We start from the raw sequence: 19,741 nt of genomic DNA on the forward strand, positions 1-19,741 counted from the left end.
TGGTACTGCACTCGACAGGGTGTGGGAGAGTAGGACACTGCCGGAACATCTTTGCGAAAGGCCCTCCAACTTCGGTTGGAGGGCCTTTTTGCGTTCCCCGGGTCGTCGCCTACAGTGCTTGGGTGCGCCTCGTCATTGCTCGTTGCCAGGTCGACTATGTCGGTCGACTGACCGCCCACCTTCCGATGGCTCGTCGGCTGTTGCTGATCAAGGCCGACGGGTCGGTGCTCGTGCACTCCGACGGCGGCTCGTACAAGCCGCTGAACTGGATGAGTCCGCCGTGCTGGCTGGTGGAGCAGGAAGTGCCGGACGCGATGCCCGCCGCCTTGCCCGACGGCGTACGGCCGTTGCGGGAGGGACAGACTCCGGAGCCGGTGACGGCTAAGGCGCTGTGGGTCGTGACCAACAAGGCCGGCGAGGAATTGCGGATCACCATCGAGGAGATCGAGCACGATTCCTCGCACGAGCTCGGAGTCGACCCCGGCCTGGTGAAGGACGGCGTCGAAGCGCATCTGCAGGAGCTGCTCGCCGAACACGTGACGAAGCTCGGGGAGGGGTACACCCTGGTGCGGCGCGAGTACATGACCGCGATCGGCCCGGTGGATCTGCTGTGCCGCGATGCCGACGGCGCCACCGTGGCGGTGGAGATCAAGCGGCGTGGTGACATCGACGGTGTCGAGCAGCTCACCCGGTATCTCGAACTGCTCAACCTCGACCCGCTGCTGGCCCCGGTGGTCGGGGTGTTCGCGGCACAGCAGATCAAGCCGCAGGCGAAGACACTGGCCGAGTACCGTGGAATCCGGTGCCTCACGCTCGATTACGACGAGCTACGCGGCACGGAGAGCAACGTTTTCCGCTTGTTCTAGGAAGGAGTGTCATGCCGCGACGTAGACCGCGCAGCGGACGTTCTGCGGCGCCTAGGCCGATCGGCGACGTGTACGGCCGCACCGAGGACGGCCCAGGTGACGAAACCTATATCGTGCGAACGGTTCCCGGCGCTCGGGCGGTGAAGCCCTATCGGTGCCCCGGCTGCGACCACGAGATCGCGATCGGTGTCGCCCACATCGTGGCCTGGGCCGTCGAGGGTGGCGAGGAGGACCGCAGGCACTGGCACCAGGGTTGCTGGAACGGCAGGCGCACTCGCGGCATCACCCGTCGCTGGTCGTGACCTGAGAGACAGAAAACCGAAGGCCGCCTCGATGATTCGAGGCGGCCTTCGGTTTTCCGGGTGAATGTCGTGACGAGTCCGACAGCTGGTTAGTTGACGTCGGCGCTCTCGCGGTCCTCATCGACGATGTCCTCGTCGGCGACCTCGGGGATGGCCTTGTTCTGACGCGAGCTCGACACCGACTTGTTGCCGTTGTTGCTGATCGACTTGCGCTCCGGCGTGCCGTCGAGCAGTTCGCTCTCGCGGTTGACCGCGGCGAGCATGGCGGGCACGGAATCGAGCTGACCGCGGATACCGAGCAGCTGGGCGAGCACCCGGCCGCGCAGCACGCGCATCTCCTCGGCCAGTTCCTTCGCGTGCGCGATCTTGCGCTCGGAGGTCTGGGTGGCGGAGCTGATCAGGCGGTTCGACTCGTCGGTCGCGTCCTTGATCCGCTGGGCGGCTTCGGCGCGACTGGTGGCCTCGAGCTCCTCCATGGCCCGAGTCAGCTTGGTACGCCGATCGTTCATGGTGGCTTCGAAGTCCTGCTGGGTGGCCTTGCGCTTGGCTTCGGCCTCCTTGCCCAGACGTTCGACATCGGCTTGGGCGGCTTCGATGATCTTGGCCGACTCGGTGCGCGCGTTCGCGAGGGTCTGCTCGAACTCGATCTCGAGCGCCTCGCGCTTCTCCTTGGTCTCCGCGAGCAGCGACTCGTACTTGCCACGCATCTCGGTGGCCTGCTGCTCGGCGATCGACACCATCTCGGCGGCTTCGGCCTGCGCCAGCGCGCGGACCTCGGACGCTTCGTCCGAGGCCAGGCGCAGCATGCGCGAGATGCGGTCGGACATGCCTTCGGCGGTGGTCGGCGGCACGGAAAGCCGGTCGACCTCCTTGCGGAGCTCGTCGATCTCGTCACGTGCATCTTCCAGCTGGCTGGCGAGATTGCGGGCCTGCGCTGCGGCAGCGTCCCGGTCGGTGGCGGTGACGCGGAGCTCAGCGTCGAAGCGGTCGAAGTAGTTGCGCACCTCGTCTTGCGCATAACCCTTGCGCACAACGGTGAAGGGCAGTGCAACGAAGCGATTGCGATCGGACTCAGGTGACGACATGGCACACAAAATACAGCCTCGAGCGAGCGTATGGAGACTCGACCGTGATTGTGATCTCGCCGAGATTTACCGACAGTACCGGCGTACTAGTGCGTAACATCCGGGTTCGGCTCCACGAGCTCGACCAGCACACCGCCAGCATCCTTCGGATGGATGAAATTGATGCGGGAATCGGCGGTCCCGTGGCGAGGGGCTTCGTACAGCAAACGCACTCCGCGCCCGCGCAGGAAACCCGAAACCGCGTCGATATCGGTGACCCGGTAGGCCAGCTGCTGCAGTCCGGGGCCGCTGCGGTCGATGAACTTGGCGATGGTCGACTCCGGGGTGAGCGGGGCCAGCAACTGCAGGGCGGTGGCGCGGTCGGCGGCGGCGGGGCACGACAGCATGGCTTCGACGACGCCCTGGGCCTCGTTCACCTCGCGGTGGGTCTCGACCATGCCGAGGTTGTCGGTGTACCAGGCCACCGCGGTGTCCAGGTCGGGCACGGCGATGCCCACGTGGTCGACGGCGATGACGTAGTCGGCGGGGATGAAGTTCTCATTGGTCACCCCACGAAGCTAGCGCGGACCTGCGTGCCGGGCGCGGGCCGATACCGGTTACCGTGGAGTCCAACTCCTGTACGCGTGCGGTGCTGCTGTGTGCGTCCGCGAGGATCGACTCAATGAATGCGAGGCTTTCGTGACCACTTCTGTCATCGTGTCCGGTGCGCGTACCCCGGTCGGTCGGCTGCTGGGCGGTCTGAAGGGCTTCAAGGCCTCGGATCTGGCCGGTGTCGCGATCAAGGCCGCGCTCGAGAAGGGCGGCGTCGCGCCCGAGCAGGTCGACTACGTGATCCTCGGCCAGGTGCTGCAGGCGGGCGCGGGGCAGCTGCCCGCGCGCCAGGCCGCCATCGCCGGGGGCATCCCGATGGATGTGCCGTCGATCCTGATCAACAAGGTCTGTCTGTCGGGCATCAACGCGATCGCGCTGGCCGATCAGTTGATCCGCGCGGGTGAGCACGAGATCGTGGTGGCCGGCGGCATGGAGTCGATGAGCCAGACCCCGCACCTGCTGCCCAAGAGCCGTGAGGGCTTCAAGTACGGCGACACCACCCTCGTCGACCACATGGCCTACGACGGCCTGCACGACGTGATCACCGACCAGGCCATGGGCCTGCTCACCGACGATCGCAACGACCTGGACAAGGTGAGCCGCGAGGATCAGGACGCGCTGGCCGCGGCCTCGCACCAGCGCGCCGCCGCCGCGTGGAAGAACGGGCTGTTCGAAGACGAGGTCGTTCCGGTCGCCGTGCCGCAGCGCAAGGGTGACCCGGTCTACGTCACCGAGGACGAGGGCATTCGCGCCGACACCACCGTCGAGTCGCTGGGCAAGCTGCGTCCGGCCTTCCGCAAGGACGGCACCGTCACCGCGGGCACCGCCTCGCAGATCTCCGACGGCGCGGCCGCGGTGATCGTGATGAGCAAGACCAAGGCCGAAGAGCTGGGCCTGGAGTGGATCGCCGAGATCGGCGCCGCGGGCCAGGTCGCCGGGCCGGATTCGACCCTGCAGGACCAGCCGGCCAACGCGATCCTCGCCGCGTGCGCGAAGGAGGGCATCACGCCCGCCGATCTGGACCTGATCGAGATCAACGAGGCGTTCGCGGCCGTCGGGGTGTCCTCGACCCGCAAGCTGGGCTACGACCCGGAGAAGGTGAACGTCAACGGTGGCGCCATCGCCATCGGGCACCCGCTCGGCATGTCGGGCGCGCGCATCCTGCTGCACCTGGCGCTGGAGCTGAAGCGTCGCGGTGGTGGCGTCGGTGCCGCCGCGCTGTGTGGCGGTGGCGGCCAGGGCGACGCGCTGATCATCCGCGTTCCCGCCTGATCCTGTTCGACCACGAAAGCCCTGGTATTCCTCGTGAGTACCAGGGCTTTCGCTGTGACCGGTCCAACTACGTGGTGTCGTAGATCATGCGGCACAATGGTGGGCATGGGTTTCTTCGATTTGCGGTCAACGGCCAGCCGGTTCCGGTTCTTCGCGGTGCTCGAGGCGCTGTCCTGGATCGGTCTGCTGACCGGTATGGCGTTCAAGTACCTGCCCGCCGAGGGCAACGAGATCGGCGTGAAGATCTTCGGCCCGGTCCACGGTGGGATCTTCGTGTTGTTCGTGCTGTCCGCGCTGCTGGCCTCGCGTGAGCTGAACTGGAACTGGAAGACCACGGTGCTGGCGCTGGCGTCGAGCATTCCGCCGCTGTTCACCGTGATCTTCGAGGTCTGGGCGGTGCGCACCGGTCAGCTGGGCGAGCTGAGCGCCGACGCGAGCAAGGGCTCCGCGGCTGCCGCCCCGACGGCTTCGTGACAAACTGGAAACCGTGACTCGACCCGCTGCCCGCCGTCCTTCGCCCGCCGCTGCCGCCGCCATGTCCGGCGCGGTGGATCTGTCCGCGCTGAAGCAGCCGCCCGCCGCGCCCGGCGGTGCCGCTGCTGCTGCTCCGGCCTCGGGGAACCACACGGTCACCGAGGCGGATTTCGAAGCCAAGGTGATCCGGCGCTCCACGCAGGTGCCCGTGGTGGTCGTGCTGTTCTCGCAGCGCAGCGCGGGCAGCGTCGAGCTGGTTCGCACGCTCGAACGGTTCAACGCCGAAGACCGCGGCGCCTGGGATCTGGCCGCGATCGAGGCCGAAGCCAATATGAACATCGTCCAGGCGCTGCGTGTGCAGGGCATTCCGACGGTGATCGCGGTGGCGGGTGGGCAGCCGCTGGCCGACTTCGAAGGCGCCCAGCCGGACCCGCAGGTCCGCCAGTGGCTCGACGCGGTGATGGACGCGACCGCGGGCAAGCTCGAGGGCGACCCCGACGCGACCCCCGCCGAACCCGAGGTCGAGGATCCGCGCTTCGTCGACGCCGAGGACAAGCTGTCCGAAGGTGACTTCGCCGGTGCCGAGGCGGCCTACGAGGCGATCATCGCCGAGGAACCCGGCAACGAGGAAGCCAAGGCGGCCCTGCGTCAGCTGCGCTTCCTGACCAGGGCCCAGCAGCTCGATCCGGCGGTGGTGGCCACCGCCGACGCCGACCCGGCGAACCTGGACGCCGCCCTCGACGCCGCCGACGTCGAAATGTTCGAACAGCGCCCCGAGGCGGCCTTCGAACGGATCATCGCGATCGTCAAGCGCACCGCGGGCGACGACCGAACCAAGGCGCGCACCCGCCTGCTCGAACTGTTCGAGCTGTTCGACCCCGCCGAGCCCTTCGTGATCGCGGCCCGCCGCAAGCTCGCCGCCGCCCTGTACTGACACCCACAGCCCAGCCACGTTCGGGTCACCTTCGACCGACCGCCGTGCGAGTGAGCGGTGCTACGGTCGAAATATGGCGTCCAAGAACGATATCCAGCATCGGATCGTCACCGCGTTGCAGCGGCGACTGAATCCGATACTGGGCAGACTGCCCGGTCAGCAGCTGCTCGAGACGGTCGGGCGGGTGAGTGGGCAGCCGCGGGTCACCCCGATCGGTGGTCGGCGCGTCGGCGACGAGTTCTGGCTGGTCTCCGAGTTCGGGGATCGCTCGCAGTATGTGCGCAACATCAAAGCCGACAACAAGGTCAGGGTGCGTCTAGGTGGACGCTGGTACCCGGGGACCGCCGTGCTGCTGCCCGGGGACGACGCGCGGGCCAGACTGCGGCAGTTGCCGCGCTACAACAGCACCGCGGTGCGGGCGTTCGGTACCGACCTGCTGACGATTCGGGTCGACCTGGATCGTTAGACCGTCCAGGACAGCCAGAGGGCGCTGTGGGGCGCCATGGTGACGGTGGCCGAGGCGGGGTGACCGTGGCTGGGGGTGTCGACGGCGGTGACGATGCCGAGATTGCCGATGCCGGAACCCGCGTATTCGTGGGCGTCGGTGTTGAGGATCTCGTGCCAGGGGCCGGGGTGGGGCAGGCCGATGCGGTAGTTCTCGCGGAGGGAACCGGAGAAGTTGAACACGGCCGCCACCGCGCTGCCGTCGGTGCCCCAGCGGAGGAAGGCGAAGACGTTGGCGGTGCTGTCGTCGGCTTCGATCCAGGAGTGGCCGCCGGGGGTGGTGTCCTGGGTCCACAGCGCGGGGTGGGCGGTATAGGTGCGATTGAGATCGGCGACCATTGTTGAAATGCCCTGGTGGAGTGGGTTGTCCAGTTCCTGCCAGTCCAGGCCGCGATCGTTGTCCCATTCGCGGAACTGGCCGAATTCCTGACCCATGAACAGCAGTTGCTTGCCGGGGTGGGCCCACATGTAGGCGAGCAGGGCGCGCACGCCGCTCGCCTTGGCGAAGTCGTCGCCGGGCATGCGGGTCCACAGGGTGCCTTTGCCGTGCACGACCTCGTCGTGGCTGATCGGCAGGACGTAGTTCTCGCTCCATGCGTAGACCAGCGAGAACGTCATCTCGTTGTGGTGCCAGGAGCGGTGGATCGGGTCGCGACCCAGGTAGCCCAGAGTGTCGTGCATCCAGCCCATGTTCCACTTCATGGTGAAACCGAGGCCGCCGACGTCGGTGCCGCGGGTGACGCCGGGCCAGGTGGTCGACTCCTCGGCGATGGTGACCACGCCGGGATGGGCGCCGTGCACGGTGTCGTTGAGTTCCTGCAGGAAGTCGACCGCTTCCAGATTCTCCCGGCCGCCATAGATGTTGGGCTCCCAGCCGCCGTCGGGGCGGGAGTAGTCCAGGTACAGCATCGAGGCGACGGCGTCGACGCGCAGGCCGTCGATGTGGAATTCGGAGATCCAGAAAGCCGCGTTGGCGACCAGGAAGTTGCGGACCTCGTTGCGCCCGAAGTCGAAAACGTAGGTGCCCCAGTCGAGTTGCTCGCCGCGGCGCGGGTCGGGGTGTTCGTAGAGTGGGGTGCCGTCGAAACGGGCAAGTGCCCATTCGTCGCGGGGGAAGTGCGCGGGGACCCAGTCGAGCAGTACCCCGATGCCCGCGTTGTGGAGGTGGTCGACGAAGTAGCGGAAGTCGTCGGGACTGCCGAAACGTGAGGTCGGGGCGTAGTACGAGGTGACCTGGTACCCCCACGAGCCGCCGAAGGGGTGCTCGGCGACCGGCAGCAGCTCCACGTGGGTGAATCCGGTCGCGCGGACGTAATCGGCCAGCTGGTGGGCCAATTCGCGGTAGTCGAGGCCGGGTCGCCAGGAACCGAGGTGGATTTCGTAGGCGCTCATGGGGGAGCGCACCGCGTCGGTTTTCGCGCGTCGGCTGAGCCAGGCGCTGTCGGTCCACACGTGGTCGGTGCGGGCCACCACCGAGGCGGTCGCGGGGGGAACCTCGGTCGAAAAGGCAAGGGGGTCCGCGTGATCCACGACGCGGCCGTCGGCGCCGTGGATCCGGTACTTGTACCGCGTGCCCGGCCCGACGCCGGGCACGAACACCTCCCACACACCGGAATTGCCCAGCGCGCGCATCGGGGCCGAGGTGCCGCTCCAGTGGTCGAAATCGCCGAAGACGGTGACGCCGCGGGCATTCGGGGCCCACACCGCGAACGAGGTGCCGTCGACGTCGCCGTCGAGGGTGGTGTAGTGGCGCGGGTGGGCGCCGAGAACCTCCCAGAGGCGGGTGTGCCTGCCTTCGCCGATAAGGTGCAGGTCGAGTTCGCCGACGGTGGGCAGGAAGCGGTAGCCGTCGGCGGAGATCACGGTCTGGCCGCCGGGGTACTCGGCGCGGATGCGGTAGTCGTCGATCTGCGGATACGGCAGGATCGCGTCGAAGATGCCGTGGCCCAACGATTTCAGCCGATGTTCGGACTCCCCGACGAGCACCGTCACAGTGTCGGCGTGGGGGCGAAGGACACGGACCGCGGTGCCGTCGGCGTGGGCGTGCGCGCCGAGGACGGTGTGCGGGTCGGGATGGGTGCCCGCGGCCAGCAGCAGGAGATCGCGGCGCTTCATCACAGTGTCTCGCGGTAGGCCAGCGGTGCGCGGGCCGCGGCCGGGACTGCGGGCAGTGACAGGATGTGCGCGACCGCGCGCGTGGGGTCGAGGCGCACGAAATTCTGCTGGCCCCAGTGGTATTCCTCGCCGCTCACCTCGTCGAAGACCACCGGGTGGTCGTGCCATTCGCGGCCGATGGCGGGGAGATCGAGTGAAATGTGGCCCTGCTCGGCGGCATAGGGGTTGAGGTTCACGATGACCAGCACCGCGTCGCCGGTGGCCGGGTCGACCTTGGAGTAGGCGATCAGCGCGTCGTTGTCGACGTGATGGAAGTGGATGCAGCGCAACTGCTGCAGCGCCGGGTGATTGCGGCGGATCTCGTTCAGGCGGGTGAGCCACGGTTCCAGCGATTCACCGCGTTCGAGGGCGCCGGCGAAATCGCGGGGACGCAGTTCGTACTTCTCCGAATCGAGGTACTCCTCGCTGCCCTCGCGGACCGCCTCGTGTTCGAACAGCTCGAAACCGGAGTACACGCCCCAGGTGGGGGAGAGGGTGGCGGCGAGGGCGGCGCGGACGGCGAACATGCCGGGGCCGCCGTACTGCAGGCTCTCGTGCAGGATGTCGGGGGTGTTCACGAACAGGTTGGGCCTGGCCTCGTCGGCCTTGGCGGCGATCGCGTAGCCGAACTCGGTGAGTTCCCACTTGTGCACACGCCAGGTGAAATAGGTGTACGACTGGCTGAAGCCACGGCGGGCCAGGCCGTAGAGGCGGGCGGGGCGGGTGAACGCTTCGGACAGGAAGATCACGTCGGGGTCGGTGCGGCGCAGCTCGGTGATCAGCCACTCCCAGAAGTCGGCGGGCTTGGTGTGCGGGTTGTCCACGCGGAAGATGGTGACGCCCAACGAGATCCAGTGCCGGACCACCCGCAGGATCTCGGCGTAGAGACCGTCGGGATCGTTGTCGAAGTTGACCGGGTAGATGTCCTGGTACTTCTTCGGTGGGTTCTCGGCATAGGCGATGGTGCCGTCGGGCAGGGTGGTGAACCACTCCGGGTGGGCGGCGACCCACGGATGGTCGGGGGCGCATTGCAGGGCCAGGTCGATGGCGACGTCCAGACCGAGAGCGGTTGCCTCGGAGACGAATTCGGTGAAGTCGTGCTCGGTGCCCAGTAGCGGGTGCACGGCATCGTGTCCGCCGTCCGCCGAGCCGATGGCCCAGGGGGAGCCCACGTCGCCGGGTTCGGTGGTGAGAGTGTTGTTGCGGCCCTTGCGATTCACCTCGCCGACCGGATGGATCGGCGGGAGGTAGACGACATCGAACCCCATGCCGGCGATGCGGGGGAGTTCGCGGGCCGCCGTGGCGAAGGTGCCGTGGATCGGGGCGCCGTCGGCGTCGCGGCCGCCGGTGGAGCGCGGGAAGAACTCGTACCAGGAGCCGACCAGGGCGCGGCGGCGTTCGACCAGGACCGAGAACTGGGTGCCGCGGGTGACCATTTCGCGCAGCGGGGTGGCGCGCAGGATCTCGGCGACCTCCTCGGAGAACGCGGGCGCGACCCGGGCCGGGAGTTGTTCGTCACCGCGCAGGGCGGTGGCGGCGGCGCGCAGGCGTTCGAACTGCTTCTTCGGGACGGCTTGGGCGGCGCGTTCGAACAGGACGGCGCCGATCTCGAGGTCGTTGGCGAGGTCGGCGGCGGACTGGCCGACCGACAACTTCGCCTCGACCGCGCTTCGCCAGGTGGCGAGGGGGTCGCTCCAGCCTTCGATGCGGTAGGTCCACACGCCGGGGAGGTGGGGGGTGAAGAGGGCGTTGAACACGTCGGGCTGGTAGTCGGGCGTCATCCGGATGCGGGTGATCCGGGAGGAGCCGGGGGCGCGGACCGCCAGGGTGGCGGCTACCGCGTCGTGACCCTCGCGCCAGACGACGGCGCGGACAGGGAACACCTCGCCGACTGCGGCTTTGGCCGGGCGGCCGCCGGGAATGGACGGGGCGATGTCATCGATGGCAATCCGGCCGGTCACTCGGCTAACTTACTGCACTTTCGCTGGGTGGGGAGCGTCGGCGGCCGGGGGAGGACGCGGTGTTCAGCGGGTGTCCGCGGCCAGGCCGAGGCCGAGGGCCACCAGGATGGCGGCGAGGGTTCGTTCCATCCGTTGGCGGATCGCCGCGCGGCGCAGCCAGGCGCCCGCTCGGTCGGCGGCCAGCACCACGCCTACGCACCAGGCGCCGTCGACGACGACCTGGATGGTGGCGAGGATGAGGAGGGTGGGGATGACGGGGCCTTCGTCCGGGAGGAACTGGGGCAGGATCGTCATGCCGAAGACGGCGGCCTTCGGGTTGGCGGCGATCGAGATCAGTGAGGCGCGGAAGGCGGCGGTGGGCGTGTTGCCGCCGGGCAGTTTCGCGGTGAGCGCGGCGCCGAACTCGTCGTGGTGGCCGCGGGCGTGGCGCCACGACTGCACGCCGAGCCAGATCAGCACCGCGGCGCCGACGACGTGCATGGTGGTGTTGAGCCAGCGGTTGGCCGCCAGCAGGATCGACAGCCCGGTGCCGCCCGCGAGCGTCCAGCCGAGAATGCCGATTTCGTTGCCCACTACCGCGGCCAGACCGGCGGAGCGCCCGTCGCGTACCGATCGCTGCAGGAACAGCGCCGTCGCGGGTCCGGGAAGCGCGGCCAAGATGATGGCGGCGACCAGGAATTCGGGCAGGACATCGACCCAGTGCGGCATCGGTGCATGGTGACACGTAAGGCCGGGTATGGCGAACGGATTTCGTGGGGTCAGGCGATGCGCAGGCCCGCGAGGAGGCGGTCGAGGGCGGCGATGGTGTCGGTGAGCGCGCCGGGGGCGGTGGTGGTGGCCAGCCACAGCGCGGCTTCGTTCATCGCGCCGGAGAGCAGTTGGGTCAGCGGGGCGATCGGTTGCGGAGCAAGGACACCGGCGTCGACGAGGGTTCGCAGGGCTTCGTCGAGGTGGCGGGCCGAGTTGGCTTCGTCCATGGCCCGCCATTCGTGCCAGCCGAGGACGGCGGGGCCGTCGATCAGCAGGATGCGCTGGACACGGGGGTCAGCGCAGGCTCGCAGGAACGCGGCGCAGCCGGTGGTGAGCTGCGTCCAGGGGTCGGACTCGGTGTCCGCGGCGGCGGCCACCTGCGCGCCCACCTCCTCCTGCACCTGCGTGAGGACCGCACGGAACAGGTCGGCCTTGCTGTCGAAGTGGTGGTACAGCGCGCCCTTGGTGACCCCGGCGGACGTCACGATCTCCGATAGCCCTACTGCGGCATAGCCTTTCGCGGCGAACAGCGCCCTGGTCTCGTGCAGCAGGATGCGCCGCGTCTCCTCGCGTTGCCGCGTCCGTGCCGTCGAGCTCATCGAGCGCCCTCCCGTTGACCTACCGATGGTATGTGAACTATCGTACGATACATACCGACGGTATGTGAAAGGTGATCCCATGAAACTCAGCAGCTACTACCCCGTTCTCGCCACCACCCGAATCGCGCAATCGCGCGACTTCTACACGGCCTGGTTCGGCTTCGAGATCGTCTTCGAGGCGGACTGGTACGTCAGCCTGCGGCGGCCGGGTGGCGACGACGAGCCGACCTACGAACTGGCTCTGCTCGACCCCACCCACCCCACGATCCCGGCAGGCTTCGGAAAACCCGTACAGGGTGTTGTCCTGAATTTCGAGGTCGACGATGTCGACGCCGAGTGGGACCGACTCGTGAAAACCGGCGGCCTGCGCGCCGAGCTCGACCTGCGCACCGAAGACTTCGGTCAGCGCCACTTCATCGTCGCCGACCCCGCCGGCGTCCTGATCGACGTGATCACCGAGGTCCCGCCGAGCCCCGAGTTCGCTGCCCGATTCACCTAGACCCCCAGTGCGGGCGCGATCGTTTATTCTTCCGGGGTGAAGGCACTCCGTCGGTTCACTGTCCGTGCCCATTTGCCGGAGCGGCTCGCCGCGCTGGGTGAGTTGTCGACCAACCTGCGGTGGTCGTGGCACGGCCCGACGCAGGATCTGTTCGCCGAGCTCGACCCCGAGTTGTGGCGAACCGTCGGTCAGGACCCGGTACGGATGCTGGGTGAGGTCCCTGCCGAACGGCTCGACGAGCTCGCCGCCGACCCGGCCTACCTCGCGCGCGTCGACGCGGCCGCCGCGGGTCTGCGGGACTACCTGACACGGCCGCGCTGGTTCCAGGAGCAGACCGGCACCGACATCGCCGGGATCGCCTATTTCTCGATGGAGTTCGGTGTCACCGAGGTGCTGCCGAACTACTCCGGCGGCCTCGGCATCCTCGCCGGTGATCATCTCAAGGCCGCCTCGGATCTCGGGCTGCCGCTGATCGGCGTCGGGCTGCTGTACCGCTCGGGGTATTTCCGGCAATCGCTGTCGGCCGACGGCTGGCAGATGGAGCACTACCCGGCGCTCGATCCGCAGGGCCTGCCGCTGCGCCTGCTCACCAGCGACGGTGCGCCGGTGCTCATCCACGTCGGCATGTCCGAGGGGCGGGTACTGCGGGCACGGGTGTGGATCGCGCAGGTGGGGCGGATTCCGTTGCTGCTGCTCGATTCCGATATCGCCGAGAACGACCCCGAACTGCGGGCCGTCACCGACCGGCTCTACGGCGGCGACCAGGATCACCGCATCAAGCAGGAGATCCTGGCGGGTATCGGCGGCGTGCGCGCGGTGCGCGCCTACACCCGCGCCAACGGCCTGCCCGATCCCGATGTCTTCCACATGAACGAGGGCCACGCGGGTTTCCTCGGCGTCGAGCGCATGCGTGAATTCATCGCGGGTGGACTGGATTTCGAGACCGCGCTCGCCGCGGTGCGGGCGGGAACCGTTTTCACCACGCACACCCCGGTGCCCGCGGGCATCGACCGTTTCCCGATGCCGTTGGTGCGCAGGTACTTCGGCGGCTCGCACGGCGAGTCCGAATCCGCGCTGCTGCCGGGGCTTTCCGTGGACCGGATCCTCGCGTTCGGGCGCGAGGGCGACCCCTCGGTGTTCAACATGGCGCACATGGGTCTGCGCATGGCCCAGCGCGCCAACGGGGTATCGAAACTGCACGGCGAGGTGAGCCGGGAGATGTTCGCGGCGCTGTGGCCCGGATTCGACGCGGCCGAGGTGCCGATCGGCTCGGTCACCAACGGCGTGCACGCCCCGACCTGGGCCGCGCGCGAATGGATCGACAAGGCCCGCGAACTCGTCGGGCCCGAACTGGTCGAGGAGGCGCGGGGCTGGGAGAAGCTCAGCGACGTCGACCTCGGTCAGCTGTGGTCGACGCGAAACACGTTGCGCGGCGTCCTGATCGACGAAGTGCGGCGCAGGCTGCGCGATTCCTGGCGACAGCGCGGCGCCGCCGACGCCGAACTCGGCTGGATCGACGACGTCTTCGATCCGAACGTGCTCACCATCGGTTTCGCCCGCCGTGTCCCCACCTACAAGCGGCTCACCCTCATGCTGCGCGACCCCGAACGCCTGCGCGCGTTGCTGCTCGACCCCGAACGGCCGGTGCAGCTGGTGGTGGCGGGCAAGAGCCACCCCGCCGACGACGGTGGCAAGGCCCTGATCCAGCAGGTGGTGCGGTTCGCCGACGATCCCGAGGTGCGTCATCGCATCGTCTTCCTGCCCGACTACGACATGTCGATGGCCCGCTACCTGTACTGGGGTTGCGATGTGTGGCTGAACAATCCGCTGCGCCCGCTCGAGGCGTGCGGTACTTCGGGGATGAAGTCCGCGCTCAACGGCGGCCTCAACCTGTCCATCCGCGACGGCTGGTGGGACGAGATGTTCGACGGCGAGAACGGCTGGGCCATCCCCACCGCCGACGGTGTCCGCGACGAATCGCGCCGCGACGATCTCGAGGCCTCGGCGCTCTACGAACTCGTCGAACGCACTGTGGCGCCGCGCTTCTACGACCGCGACGCCGGCGATGTGCCGGTCCGCTGGACCGAGATGGTGCGCCACACCCTGCAGACCACCAGCCCGAAGGTCCTGGCTTCGCGGATGGTGCGCGACTACGCCGAGCAGTACTACGGACCGGCGGCCGCCGCGTTCTGCCGGGCCGCCGCCGACAAGTTCGCGGGCGCCGCGGCGGTCGCCGAGTACCGCAGGCGCGTCGACGCCGCGTGGCCGTCGGTGCGGATCGCGCAGGTCGACAGCTCGGGCCTGCCCGACACCCCGGTGATCGGCGCGGAACTGTCACTGCACGCGCGCGTCGACCTCGGCGGGCTCGCGCCGTCGGATGTGGTGGTGCAGGCGATACTCGGCCGGGTCTCGCCGACCGACGACCTCTCCGATACGACCACGATCGAGATGCGCCACATCGGCGCCGACGAGGGCAGCGAGCTGTATTCGATCCAGGCTCCGGTCCCGCTGTCGGGTGCTGTCGGGTACACGGTCCGTGTGCTTCCCCACAACGCGCTGCTCGCGTCCGACGCCGAACTGGGCTTGGTGGCCGTCGCGGGCGCGTAACCGTACACGGTGACACAGGCGCCGGGTTATTCGATTCAGTGAACTTTCCGCTACCGTTCCTGGGTCGATCATTGAGGAGAGTCATGGCCAGCGACGTCCTAACCCGTGCCCGAGGGCGCATCGACGGATACTTCGGTATCTCGTCGAGTGGGTCCACCTTCAAGCGCGAGGCGATGGCGGGCACGATCACGTTCCTGGCGATGTCGTATGTGCTGGCGGTGAACCCGTCGATCCTCGGTGACGAAGGCGCCCTCGGCGACAAGGGCATTCCGATGCAGGCGGTCTTCACGGCTACCGCCGTCGCCGCCGTCTTCGGCACGCTGGTCATGGGCCTGTGGGCGAAGTACCCGATCGCGCTCGCGCCGGGCATGGGTCTCAACGCGTTCTTCGCGTACACCGTGGTGCTCAGCATGGGTATCCCGTGGCAGGTAGCGCTCTCGGGCACCTTGCTCTCGGGCATCATCTTCTTCGTTCTGGCGGTCACGAAGGTCCGGGAACGGATCCTGAACGCGATCCCGCTGCAGATGAAGTTCGCGGTCGGCGCGGGTATCGGCTTGTTCGTGGCGTTCCTCGGTCTGAAGAACGCGGGCATCGTCGTCAACAGTGACGCGACGCTGGTGACCCTCGGCGATTTCACCAAGGGCACCACCCTGCTCGCGCTGTTCGGGCTGATCGTGACCGTGGTCTTCCTGGTGATCGGCTGGCACGGCGCGGTGCTGTACGGCATCGTCGCGACCACGGTCCTCGGCATGGTGACCGGTCTGGTCGGCGTGCCGGACGGTATCGCCGAGATGCCGAAGGGCCTGGATCAGACCTTCGGTCAGGCGATCATCCATCTGCCCGACGCGTTCACCGGCCAGATGATCGTGGTCGTGCTCACCATGCTGTTCGTCGATTTCTTCGATGCGTCGGGCACCCTGATCGGCGTCGCCAACCAGGCCGGTCTGCTGAACAAGGACGGCACCCTGCCGCGCGCGGCGAGCGCGATGGCCGCGGACTCGGTGGGTACCACCGCGGGCGCGATCATCGGTACCTCCACCACCACCGCGTATGTCGAATCGACGGCGGGTGTGTCGGCGGGTGGCCGAACGGGTCTCACGGCGGTGACCACCGCGGGCTGGTTCCTGATCGCGATGTTCTGCTATCCGATCTTCTCGGTGGTCGCCGGATCGGCCGAGATCACCTCGGCCGCGCTGATCGTGGTCGGCATCCTGATGGCGCGTTCGCTCGGCGACATCGACTGGCAGAACCTCGAGTACTCGGTGCCCGCGTTCATCACCGTCATCATGATGCCGTTGACGTACTCGATCGCGAACGGTCTGGCCATGGGCATGATCTTCTACCCGATCGTGATGGTCGCCAAGGGTCGCATCAAGGATGTGCACCCGGCCATGTGGGCGCTGATGGTGCTGTTTCTCGCGTACTTCTTCTTCTTGGTCGAGTAGACGTTCCGGCCATAGGTGTGTCTATACTCAGGCTAGCCTAGGCTTGCCTAACTAGAGGAGATCCACCCATGAAGCGTTCGCTCGTTGCCGCGTCGATGGCGTTTGCCACCATCTTCGCGCCGGTTACCGCCGCTGTTGTCGCCACCGCCCCCGCCGCGATCGCCGCACCGGCCACGCCCTCGGTCGGCGAGCTGTACGGCAAGCTGCAGGCGGCCATGAACGGTTCGTCGGCCGAGCTCGAGTCGGGCAACGGCGGCAGCCTCGCGGTCGTGCGCGACACTGTCAACCGGATCCCGGGCTACAGCTGGGATGTCTCCGGCCCGGTCACCGTGGACGGCGACACTCTGTCGGCCACTCTGAACAGCCGCCTCGGCGATTACGCCTTCCCGATCCCCGTGACCTGGAAGAACATCGGTGGCATGTGGAAGCTGTCGCAGGAGTCCGAGGAGACCCTGGTCGGCTACGCCACCATGGCGTGGTGATCTGAGGAATTGCGAGCAGGGCCGCCCCGATGGGGCGGCCCTTTTCGATCGATTGTGACCGGCATCACAGAATTGCTCGGAACGGCGTGAAATAGTGGCACCGGACCCAGGGTTGTGATCGAGGAAGGCAATCGGACCGCGGTCCGGTTGCGGGGATGTTTCCGATTCGCAGACGAGGACACGATGACCGACACCGCTACCCGCCTGACTCCTACCGCCACCACCGACGAAACCACCGCCGCAGGCATCGGCCTGCTGGTGCTGCGCGTCGGCTTCGGTGGACTGATGGCCGCCTACGGAACCCAGAAGTTGTTCGGCTGGTTCAACGGACCAGGCTGGCGTGCCAATGCCGACGGCTTCACCGCCATGGGCTACAACCCCGGCGAACTCTTCGGCACCCTGGCCGGGCTCGCCGAACTGGTCGGTGGGCTGCTGCTGGTGCTCGGGCTGTTCACGCCGCTGGCCGCCGCCATCGTGCTCGGAACGATGATCAACGCCATCAACGTGCTGTGGAGCGGCGGGCTCTTCCCGGCGGATCCGTCGGTACCGGGGTTCACGACGCCGCTGCTGTTCGCGCTGGCCGCCGCGGCGCTGGCGTTCACCGGACCGGGGCGTTTCTCGCTCGACGCCGGGCGGCCGTGGCAGCGTAAGGGTGTGGTGTGGGGCGGTGGGGCAGTGGCGCTCGCCGTCGTGGCCGCGGTGGTGACGTTGATCTTCAAGGCTGTGCTCTGATCCGACGCAGCAACGCTGATCGTCGAGAGGCGGCGCGGTGACCGGGGTTCGGTTGCCGCGCCGCCTCTTTCGCGCCGCCTCGAGCTGATTCGTCATCGCCCGTACGTCCGTGGTTCCACGGAGCACGCGCGGGGAGTCGGTGGCAGCGATTAACCTCGTGGCGGCGCCTGTACACAGCGGCGCCACGCATTGTCCGCGGATGGAAGAGGAGAGCTGCGATGAAGGCTTACGACCTGGGTTTCGGAGACTCGGCGGACAAACTGGCCGAGACGCCCGAGGGTGATCCGCTGGTGCTCGACGCGCCGGTGCGCTCCGGCTGGATCGGCAGTGAGGGACCGGCCATCGATCCGGCGACGTGGCCGCGCGGACCTGTCACCGGCCTGCCGATGATGCACGCGCTCACCTTGCGCCTGCCCACCGATTTCCAGCGTCGCGGACCCGGGTTCCCCGCCATCGCGCTCTTCCAGGGCGAGGGGCAGTTCGCCGGAACCGACGCGGTCGAGGCCGACGCCTCGTCGGACGATCCCCTTGCCCGCGATCTCGTGTCCACCCGCCTGCACCCGAAGTTGCAGATCATGCACGACGAGATCGGCGGCGCCTTCGCGCTGATCTGGCTCACCGACAAGGAATTCGCCGGCGGCCCCGTCGCCCCGCCCGCCGATGTTCGCAAGCCGGGTTCCCCGACCGCGAGCGATGAGGGCTGTAATGCGTGGGACGACGTGCACCCCACCGTCGGCGTCTGGCTCGCCGAGCGCATCGCCGACCCGAACGTGGGCGTTCCCCCGGTCGAATACGAGCCGAACACCAAATACCAGGACCCGCTCACCGAGGATTCCGGCTGGACCACGTGGGCCGAGCCGCTCTTCGGCCGCTCCCACCTCGGCGGCACCGCCTTCCCCGTGCAGGCGCTGCCCGAGGGGTTGACCCCGTACTACCTGGAGATCGAGGAGATCTCCGGGATGAACTTCGGCGGCGGCAACGCCCAGCTCGACCTGGAGTCGGGCGTTTTCGATTGGTCCTGCGGGTAGTTCAGTTCATCATCGCCGGGCGGTCGTCGTCGGGGTGTGGGGCGGCGACGGTCCGGGTTTCGGGTGAAAGCTGTTCGGGGACAGCGAGATCGATGGCGGGCTCGATGGGGGCCGGGGGAAGTTTGCGGGCGCGGATGCGCAGGGCGATGCCCGCGAGGGTGCTCAGATAGATGATCACGTAGATGTTCATCAGGACCTGGGGCAGCGGCCACCACGGGGGGAGCAGGAAGGTGCCGACGCTCACCCAGGTGGGGGTGTAGGTGTAGGTCCAGGCGGCGATGGACAGGTAGAGCGCGGCCGCGGCGAGCCACCAGGGCGCGCGGGTCTGAGCGCGGTGGATCAGGTAGACCAGCAGCGGAACGAACCACACCCAGTGGTGACCCCACGAATACGGGGAGACCGCGCAGGCGGTGAGGCCGCCGAGGGTGACCGAGAGCAGGGGTTCGCCCCGGCGGACCAGGACGGCGGCCAGCCACAGCGCGACCAGCGCGATCGGCACGGCGATCAACAGCCACAACCACACCGGCGCGGGGCCGTGGGTGAGGTGGGCGATGGCGCCGCGCAGGGACTGGTTGGCGGGGTGGACATCCGGGGCGATGCGACCGGAATGGAAGAACGTCGACGTCCAGTATTGATACGAGTCGCTCGGCAGGATCAGCGCGGTCAGACCGATCGACGCGAGGAAGGTGAGAGCGCCGGTCGCGGCCGCGCGCCACTGCCGTTGTGCCAGATACTGGGCGATGAAATACAGCGGAGTCAGCTTGATACCCGCGGCGATACCGACGCCGATGCCGCGCAACCTGCTGTTCTCGGCGCGGGAGAAATCCCACAGCACCACCAGCATCAGCACCAGATTGATCTGCCCGTAGTAGAGCGTGGTACGCACCGGTTCGGCGAAGGTGCAGGCCAGGGTGAGCAGTGCGCTGACGGCGGCCAGCCCGGGGGTGGCGCGGTAGCCGAGCATCCGGAAGCTCTGCAGCACAACCCCGAACAGCACCAGCAGGTTGAGCACCATCCAGGTCGTGGTGACGTGCGCCCACGGCACCAGCAGTAGCGGTAGGAAGACCACGGCCGAGAACGGCGTGTAGGTGTAGAGCAGGCCGTAGTGCGTCGGCTCGATGTAGAGCGCCCGTTCGTGCACGACCCGCCAGCCGCCGTCGCGGTAGATGTGCACGTCGAGACCACCGACGAGAATCCCGCCGCTGTCCATCCACGGGTCCATGGTGGTGAACAGCAGCGTCACGCCTAAGGCGGCGGCACCGAGTAGCAGAAGAAGCGTCAGGGTCGTGCGCGGGAGTGCCACGCCTCGAGATCTCTCCGCCACGGCCGTACTACCGGCCGGCCCACATCGTATGCACGACTAAGAACCTACCGCGCCGGGTCGACGGCGCTCGGCGGCGGACCGACTTCGGTAGGAAAACGACATGAAAGCGGGTACGGCTGGCGGCGAACCGTT

Annotated in this window: 19 protein-coding genes; 12 read left to right on the top strand and 7 right to left on the bottom strand. The window is 67.9% G+C overall.

The window, feature by feature from the left end; all coding sequences use genetic code 11:
- Nucleotides 1-122: 122 nt before the first annotated feature.
- Together nucS and ACFVVI_RS34515 are read left to right on the top strand one after the other, a co-directional pair.
- Nucleotides 123-866 (top strand): endonuclease NucS, encoded by a 744-nt coding sequence (gene nucS, locus ACFVVI_RS34510; protein ID WP_387449071.1) that lies wholly within the window; start codon nucleotides 123-125, stop codon nucleotides 864-866.
- A gap of 11 nt (nucleotides 867-877) precedes the next feature.
- Nucleotides 878-1,168 carry an ATP/GTP-binding protein gene (locus ACFVVI_RS34515; protein WP_378996679.1) on the top strand — a complete coding sequence of 97 codons (291 nt, stop codon included), beginning with the start codon at nucleotides 878-880 and terminating at the stop codon, nucleotides 1,166-1,168.
- 89 nt (nucleotides 1,169-1,257) lie between these two features.
- On the opposite strand, the gene ACFVVI_RS34520 is transcribed toward ACFVVI_RS34515, so the two are convergent.
- The gene (locus ACFVVI_RS34520) at nucleotides 1,258-2,253 is read right to left on the bottom strand and encodes a hypothetical protein (protein WP_084473310.1); all 996 of its coding nucleotides are present in this window, start codon (nucleotides 2,251-2,253) and stop codon (nucleotides 1,258-1,260) included.
- 86 nt (nucleotides 2,254-2,339) lie between these two features.
- Complete coding sequence (gene mce, locus ACFVVI_RS34525) at nucleotides 2,340-2,801, bottom strand: methylmalonyl-CoA epimerase (protein ID WP_378996681.1); 462 nt, start codon at nucleotides 2,799-2,801, stop codon at nucleotides 2,340-2,342.
- Between the two features lie 130 nt (nucleotides 2,802-2,931).
- Here mce and ACFVVI_RS34530 point away from each other — a divergent pair, with 130 nt between their 5' ends.
- The 4 genes from ACFVVI_RS34530 to ACFVVI_RS34545 all read left to right on the top strand — a co-directional run bounded on the left by ACFVVI_RS34530 (nucleotide 2,932) and on the right by ACFVVI_RS34545 (nucleotide 5,990).
- On the top strand, nucleotides 2,932-4,116 hold the full coding sequence (locus ACFVVI_RS34530) for an acetyl-CoA C-acetyltransferase (RefSeq protein ID WP_378996683.1): 1,185 nt from the start codon (nucleotides 2,932-2,934) through the stop codon (nucleotides 4,114-4,116).
- A gap of 96 nt (nucleotides 4,117-4,212) precedes the next feature.
- The gene (locus ACFVVI_RS34535) at nucleotides 4,213-4,590 is read left to right on the top strand and encodes a DUF3817 domain-containing protein (protein ID WP_378996685.1); all 378 of its coding nucleotides are present in this window, start codon (nucleotides 4,213-4,215) and stop codon (nucleotides 4,588-4,590) included.
- A gap of 61 nt (nucleotides 4,591-4,651) precedes the next feature.
- On the top strand, nucleotides 4,652-5,524 hold the full coding sequence (locus tag ACFVVI_RS34540) for a tetratricopeptide repeat protein (protein WP_387449147.1): 873 nt from the start codon (nucleotides 4,652-4,654) through the stop codon (nucleotides 5,522-5,524).
- A 73-nt stretch (nucleotides 5,525-5,597) separates the two neighbouring features.
- Nucleotides 5,598-5,990, top strand: coding sequence for a nitroreductase/quinone reductase family protein (locus ACFVVI_RS34545; protein WP_378996688.1), 393 nt, complete (start codon nucleotides 5,598-5,600; stop codon nucleotides 5,988-5,990).
- Here ACFVVI_RS34545 and glgB read toward each other — a convergent pair.
- The 4 genes from glgB to ACFVVI_RS34565 form a co-directional block, all read right to left on the bottom strand.
- Entirely contained in the window at nucleotides 5,987-8,143 is a 2,157-nt protein-coding gene (gene glgB / locus ACFVVI_RS34550) for a 1,4-alpha-glucan branching protein GlgB (protein WP_387449077.1), read from the bottom strand. The two genes, ACFVVI_RS34545 and glgB, sit on opposite strands and share 4 nt — an antisense overlap.
- Entirely contained in the window at nucleotides 8,143-10,143 is a 2,001-nt protein-coding gene (locus ACFVVI_RS34555; protein WP_387449080.1) for a maltotransferase domain-containing protein, read from the bottom strand. Before ACFVVI_RS34555 ends, glgB begins: the two co-directional genes overlap by 1 nt.
- Nucleotides 10,144-10,206: 63 nt before the next feature.
- Nucleotides 10,207-10,851, bottom strand: coding sequence for a LysE family translocator (locus tag ACFVVI_RS34560; RefSeq protein WP_387449083.1), 645 nt, complete (start codon nucleotides 10,849-10,851; stop codon nucleotides 10,207-10,209).
- Nucleotides 10,852-10,901: 50 nt separating this feature from the next.
- Nucleotides 10,902-11,492 (bottom strand): TetR/AcrR family transcriptional regulator, encoded by a 591-nt coding sequence (locus tag ACFVVI_RS34565; RefSeq protein ID WP_387449086.1) that lies wholly within the window; start codon nucleotides 11,490-11,492, stop codon nucleotides 10,902-10,904.
- A gap of 79 nt (nucleotides 11,493-11,571) precedes the next feature.
- Between ACFVVI_RS34565 and ACFVVI_RS34570 the strand changes: the two genes are divergently transcribed.
- The 6 genes from ACFVVI_RS34570 (at nucleotide 11,572) to ACFVVI_RS34595 (ending at nucleotide 18,285) form a co-directional block, all read left to right on the top strand.
- On the top strand, nucleotides 11,572-11,991 hold the full coding sequence (locus tag ACFVVI_RS34570; RefSeq protein WP_378996700.1) for a VOC family protein: 420 nt from the start codon (nucleotides 11,572-11,574) through the stop codon (nucleotides 11,989-11,991).
- A 36-nt stretch (nucleotides 11,992-12,027) separates the two neighbouring features.
- Entirely contained in the window at nucleotides 12,028-14,598 is a 2,571-nt protein-coding gene (gene glgP, locus ACFVVI_RS34575) for an alpha-glucan family phosphorylase (protein WP_387449089.1), read from the top strand.
- An 83-nt stretch (nucleotides 14,599-14,681) separates the two neighbouring features.
- Nucleotides 14,682-16,043, top strand: coding sequence for an NCS2 family permease (locus ACFVVI_RS34580; protein ID WP_378996704.1), 1,362 nt, complete (start codon nucleotides 14,682-14,684; stop codon nucleotides 16,041-16,043).
- 68 nt (nucleotides 16,044-16,111) lie between these two features.
- Nucleotides 16,112-16,525 (top strand): hypothetical protein, encoded by a 414-nt coding sequence (locus ACFVVI_RS34585; protein ID WP_378638878.1) that lies wholly within the window; start codon nucleotides 16,112-16,114, stop codon nucleotides 16,523-16,525.
- A 183-nt stretch (nucleotides 16,526-16,708) separates the two neighbouring features.
- Nucleotides 16,709-17,257 carry a DoxX family protein gene (locus ACFVVI_RS34590; RefSeq protein WP_387449092.1) on the top strand — a complete coding sequence of 183 codons (549 nt, stop codon included), beginning with the start codon at nucleotides 16,709-16,711 and terminating at the stop codon, nucleotides 17,255-17,257.
- 218 nt (nucleotides 17,258-17,475) lie between these two features.
- Nucleotides 17,476-18,285, top strand: coding sequence for a hypothetical protein (locus tag ACFVVI_RS34595; protein ID WP_378996708.1), 810 nt, complete (start codon nucleotides 17,476-17,478; stop codon nucleotides 18,283-18,285).
- 1 nt (nucleotide 18,286) lies between these two features.
- Here the strand turns inward: ACFVVI_RS34595 and ACFVVI_RS34600 are convergent, their stop codons facing one another.
- Entirely contained in the window at nucleotides 18,287-19,588 is a 1,302-nt protein-coding gene (locus tag ACFVVI_RS34600; RefSeq protein ID WP_387449094.1) for a glycosyltransferase 87 family protein, read from the bottom strand.
- Nucleotides 19,589-19,741: the final 153 nt, after the last annotated feature.

It is taken from the genome of Nocardia sp. NPDC058114 (assembly GCF_042884695.1).
Lineage (GTDB): Bacteria > Actinomycetota > Actinomycetes > Mycobacteriales > Mycobacteriaceae > Nocardia.

Excerpts from the sequence above, each read along its gene's own strand:
- ACFVVI_RS34540 (WP_387449147.1), top strand. The coding sequence starts at position 4,652 with ATGTCCGGCGCGGTGGATCTGTCCGCGCTGAAGCAGCCGCCCGCCGCG.
- ACFVVI_RS34535 (WP_378996685.1), top strand. The coding sequence starts at position 4,213 with ATGGTGGGCATGGGTTTCTTCGATTTGCGGTCAACGGCCAGCCGGTTC.
- ACFVVI_RS34580 (WP_378996704.1), top strand. The coding sequence starts at position 14,682 with ATGGCCAGCGACGTCCTAACCCGTGCCCGAGGGCGCATCGACGGATAC.
- ACFVVI_RS34590 (WP_387449092.1), top strand. The coding sequence starts at position 16,709 with ATGACCGACACCGCTACCCGCCTGACTCCTACCGCCACCACCGACGAA.
- glgB (WP_387449077.1), bottom strand. The coding sequence starts at position 8,143 with ATGAAGCGCCGCGATCTCCTGCTGCTGGCCGCGGGCACCCATCCCGAC.
- ACFVVI_RS34515 (WP_378996679.1), top strand. The coding sequence starts at position 878 with ATGCCGCGACGTAGACCGCGCAGCGGACGTTCTGCGGCGCCTAGGCCG.
- ACFVVI_RS34520 (WP_084473310.1), bottom strand. The coding sequence starts at position 2,253 with ATGTCGTCACCTGAGTCCGATCGCAATCGCTTCGTTGCACTGCCCTTC.
- ACFVVI_RS34565 (WP_387449086.1), bottom strand. The coding sequence starts at position 11,492 with ATGAGCTCGACGGCACGGACGCGGCAACGCGAGGAGACGCGGCGCATC.
- ACFVVI_RS34570 (WP_378996700.1), top strand. The coding sequence starts at position 11,572 with ATGAAACTCAGCAGCTACTACCCCGTTCTCGCCACCACCCGAATCGCG.
- ACFVVI_RS34595 (WP_378996708.1), top strand. The coding sequence starts at position 17,476 with ATGAAGGCTTACGACCTGGGTTTCGGAGACTCGGCGGACAAACTGGCC.
- ACFVVI_RS34585 (WP_378638878.1), top strand. The coding sequence starts at position 16,112 with ATGAAGCGTTCGCTCGTTGCCGCGTCGATGGCGTTTGCCACCATCTTC.
- ACFVVI_RS34545 (WP_378996688.1), top strand. The coding sequence starts at position 5,598 with ATGGCGTCCAAGAACGATATCCAGCATCGGATCGTCACCGCGTTGCAG.
- ACFVVI_RS34560 (WP_387449083.1), bottom strand. The coding sequence starts at position 10,851 with ATGCCGCACTGGGTCGATGTCCTGCCCGAATTCCTGGTCGCCGCCATC.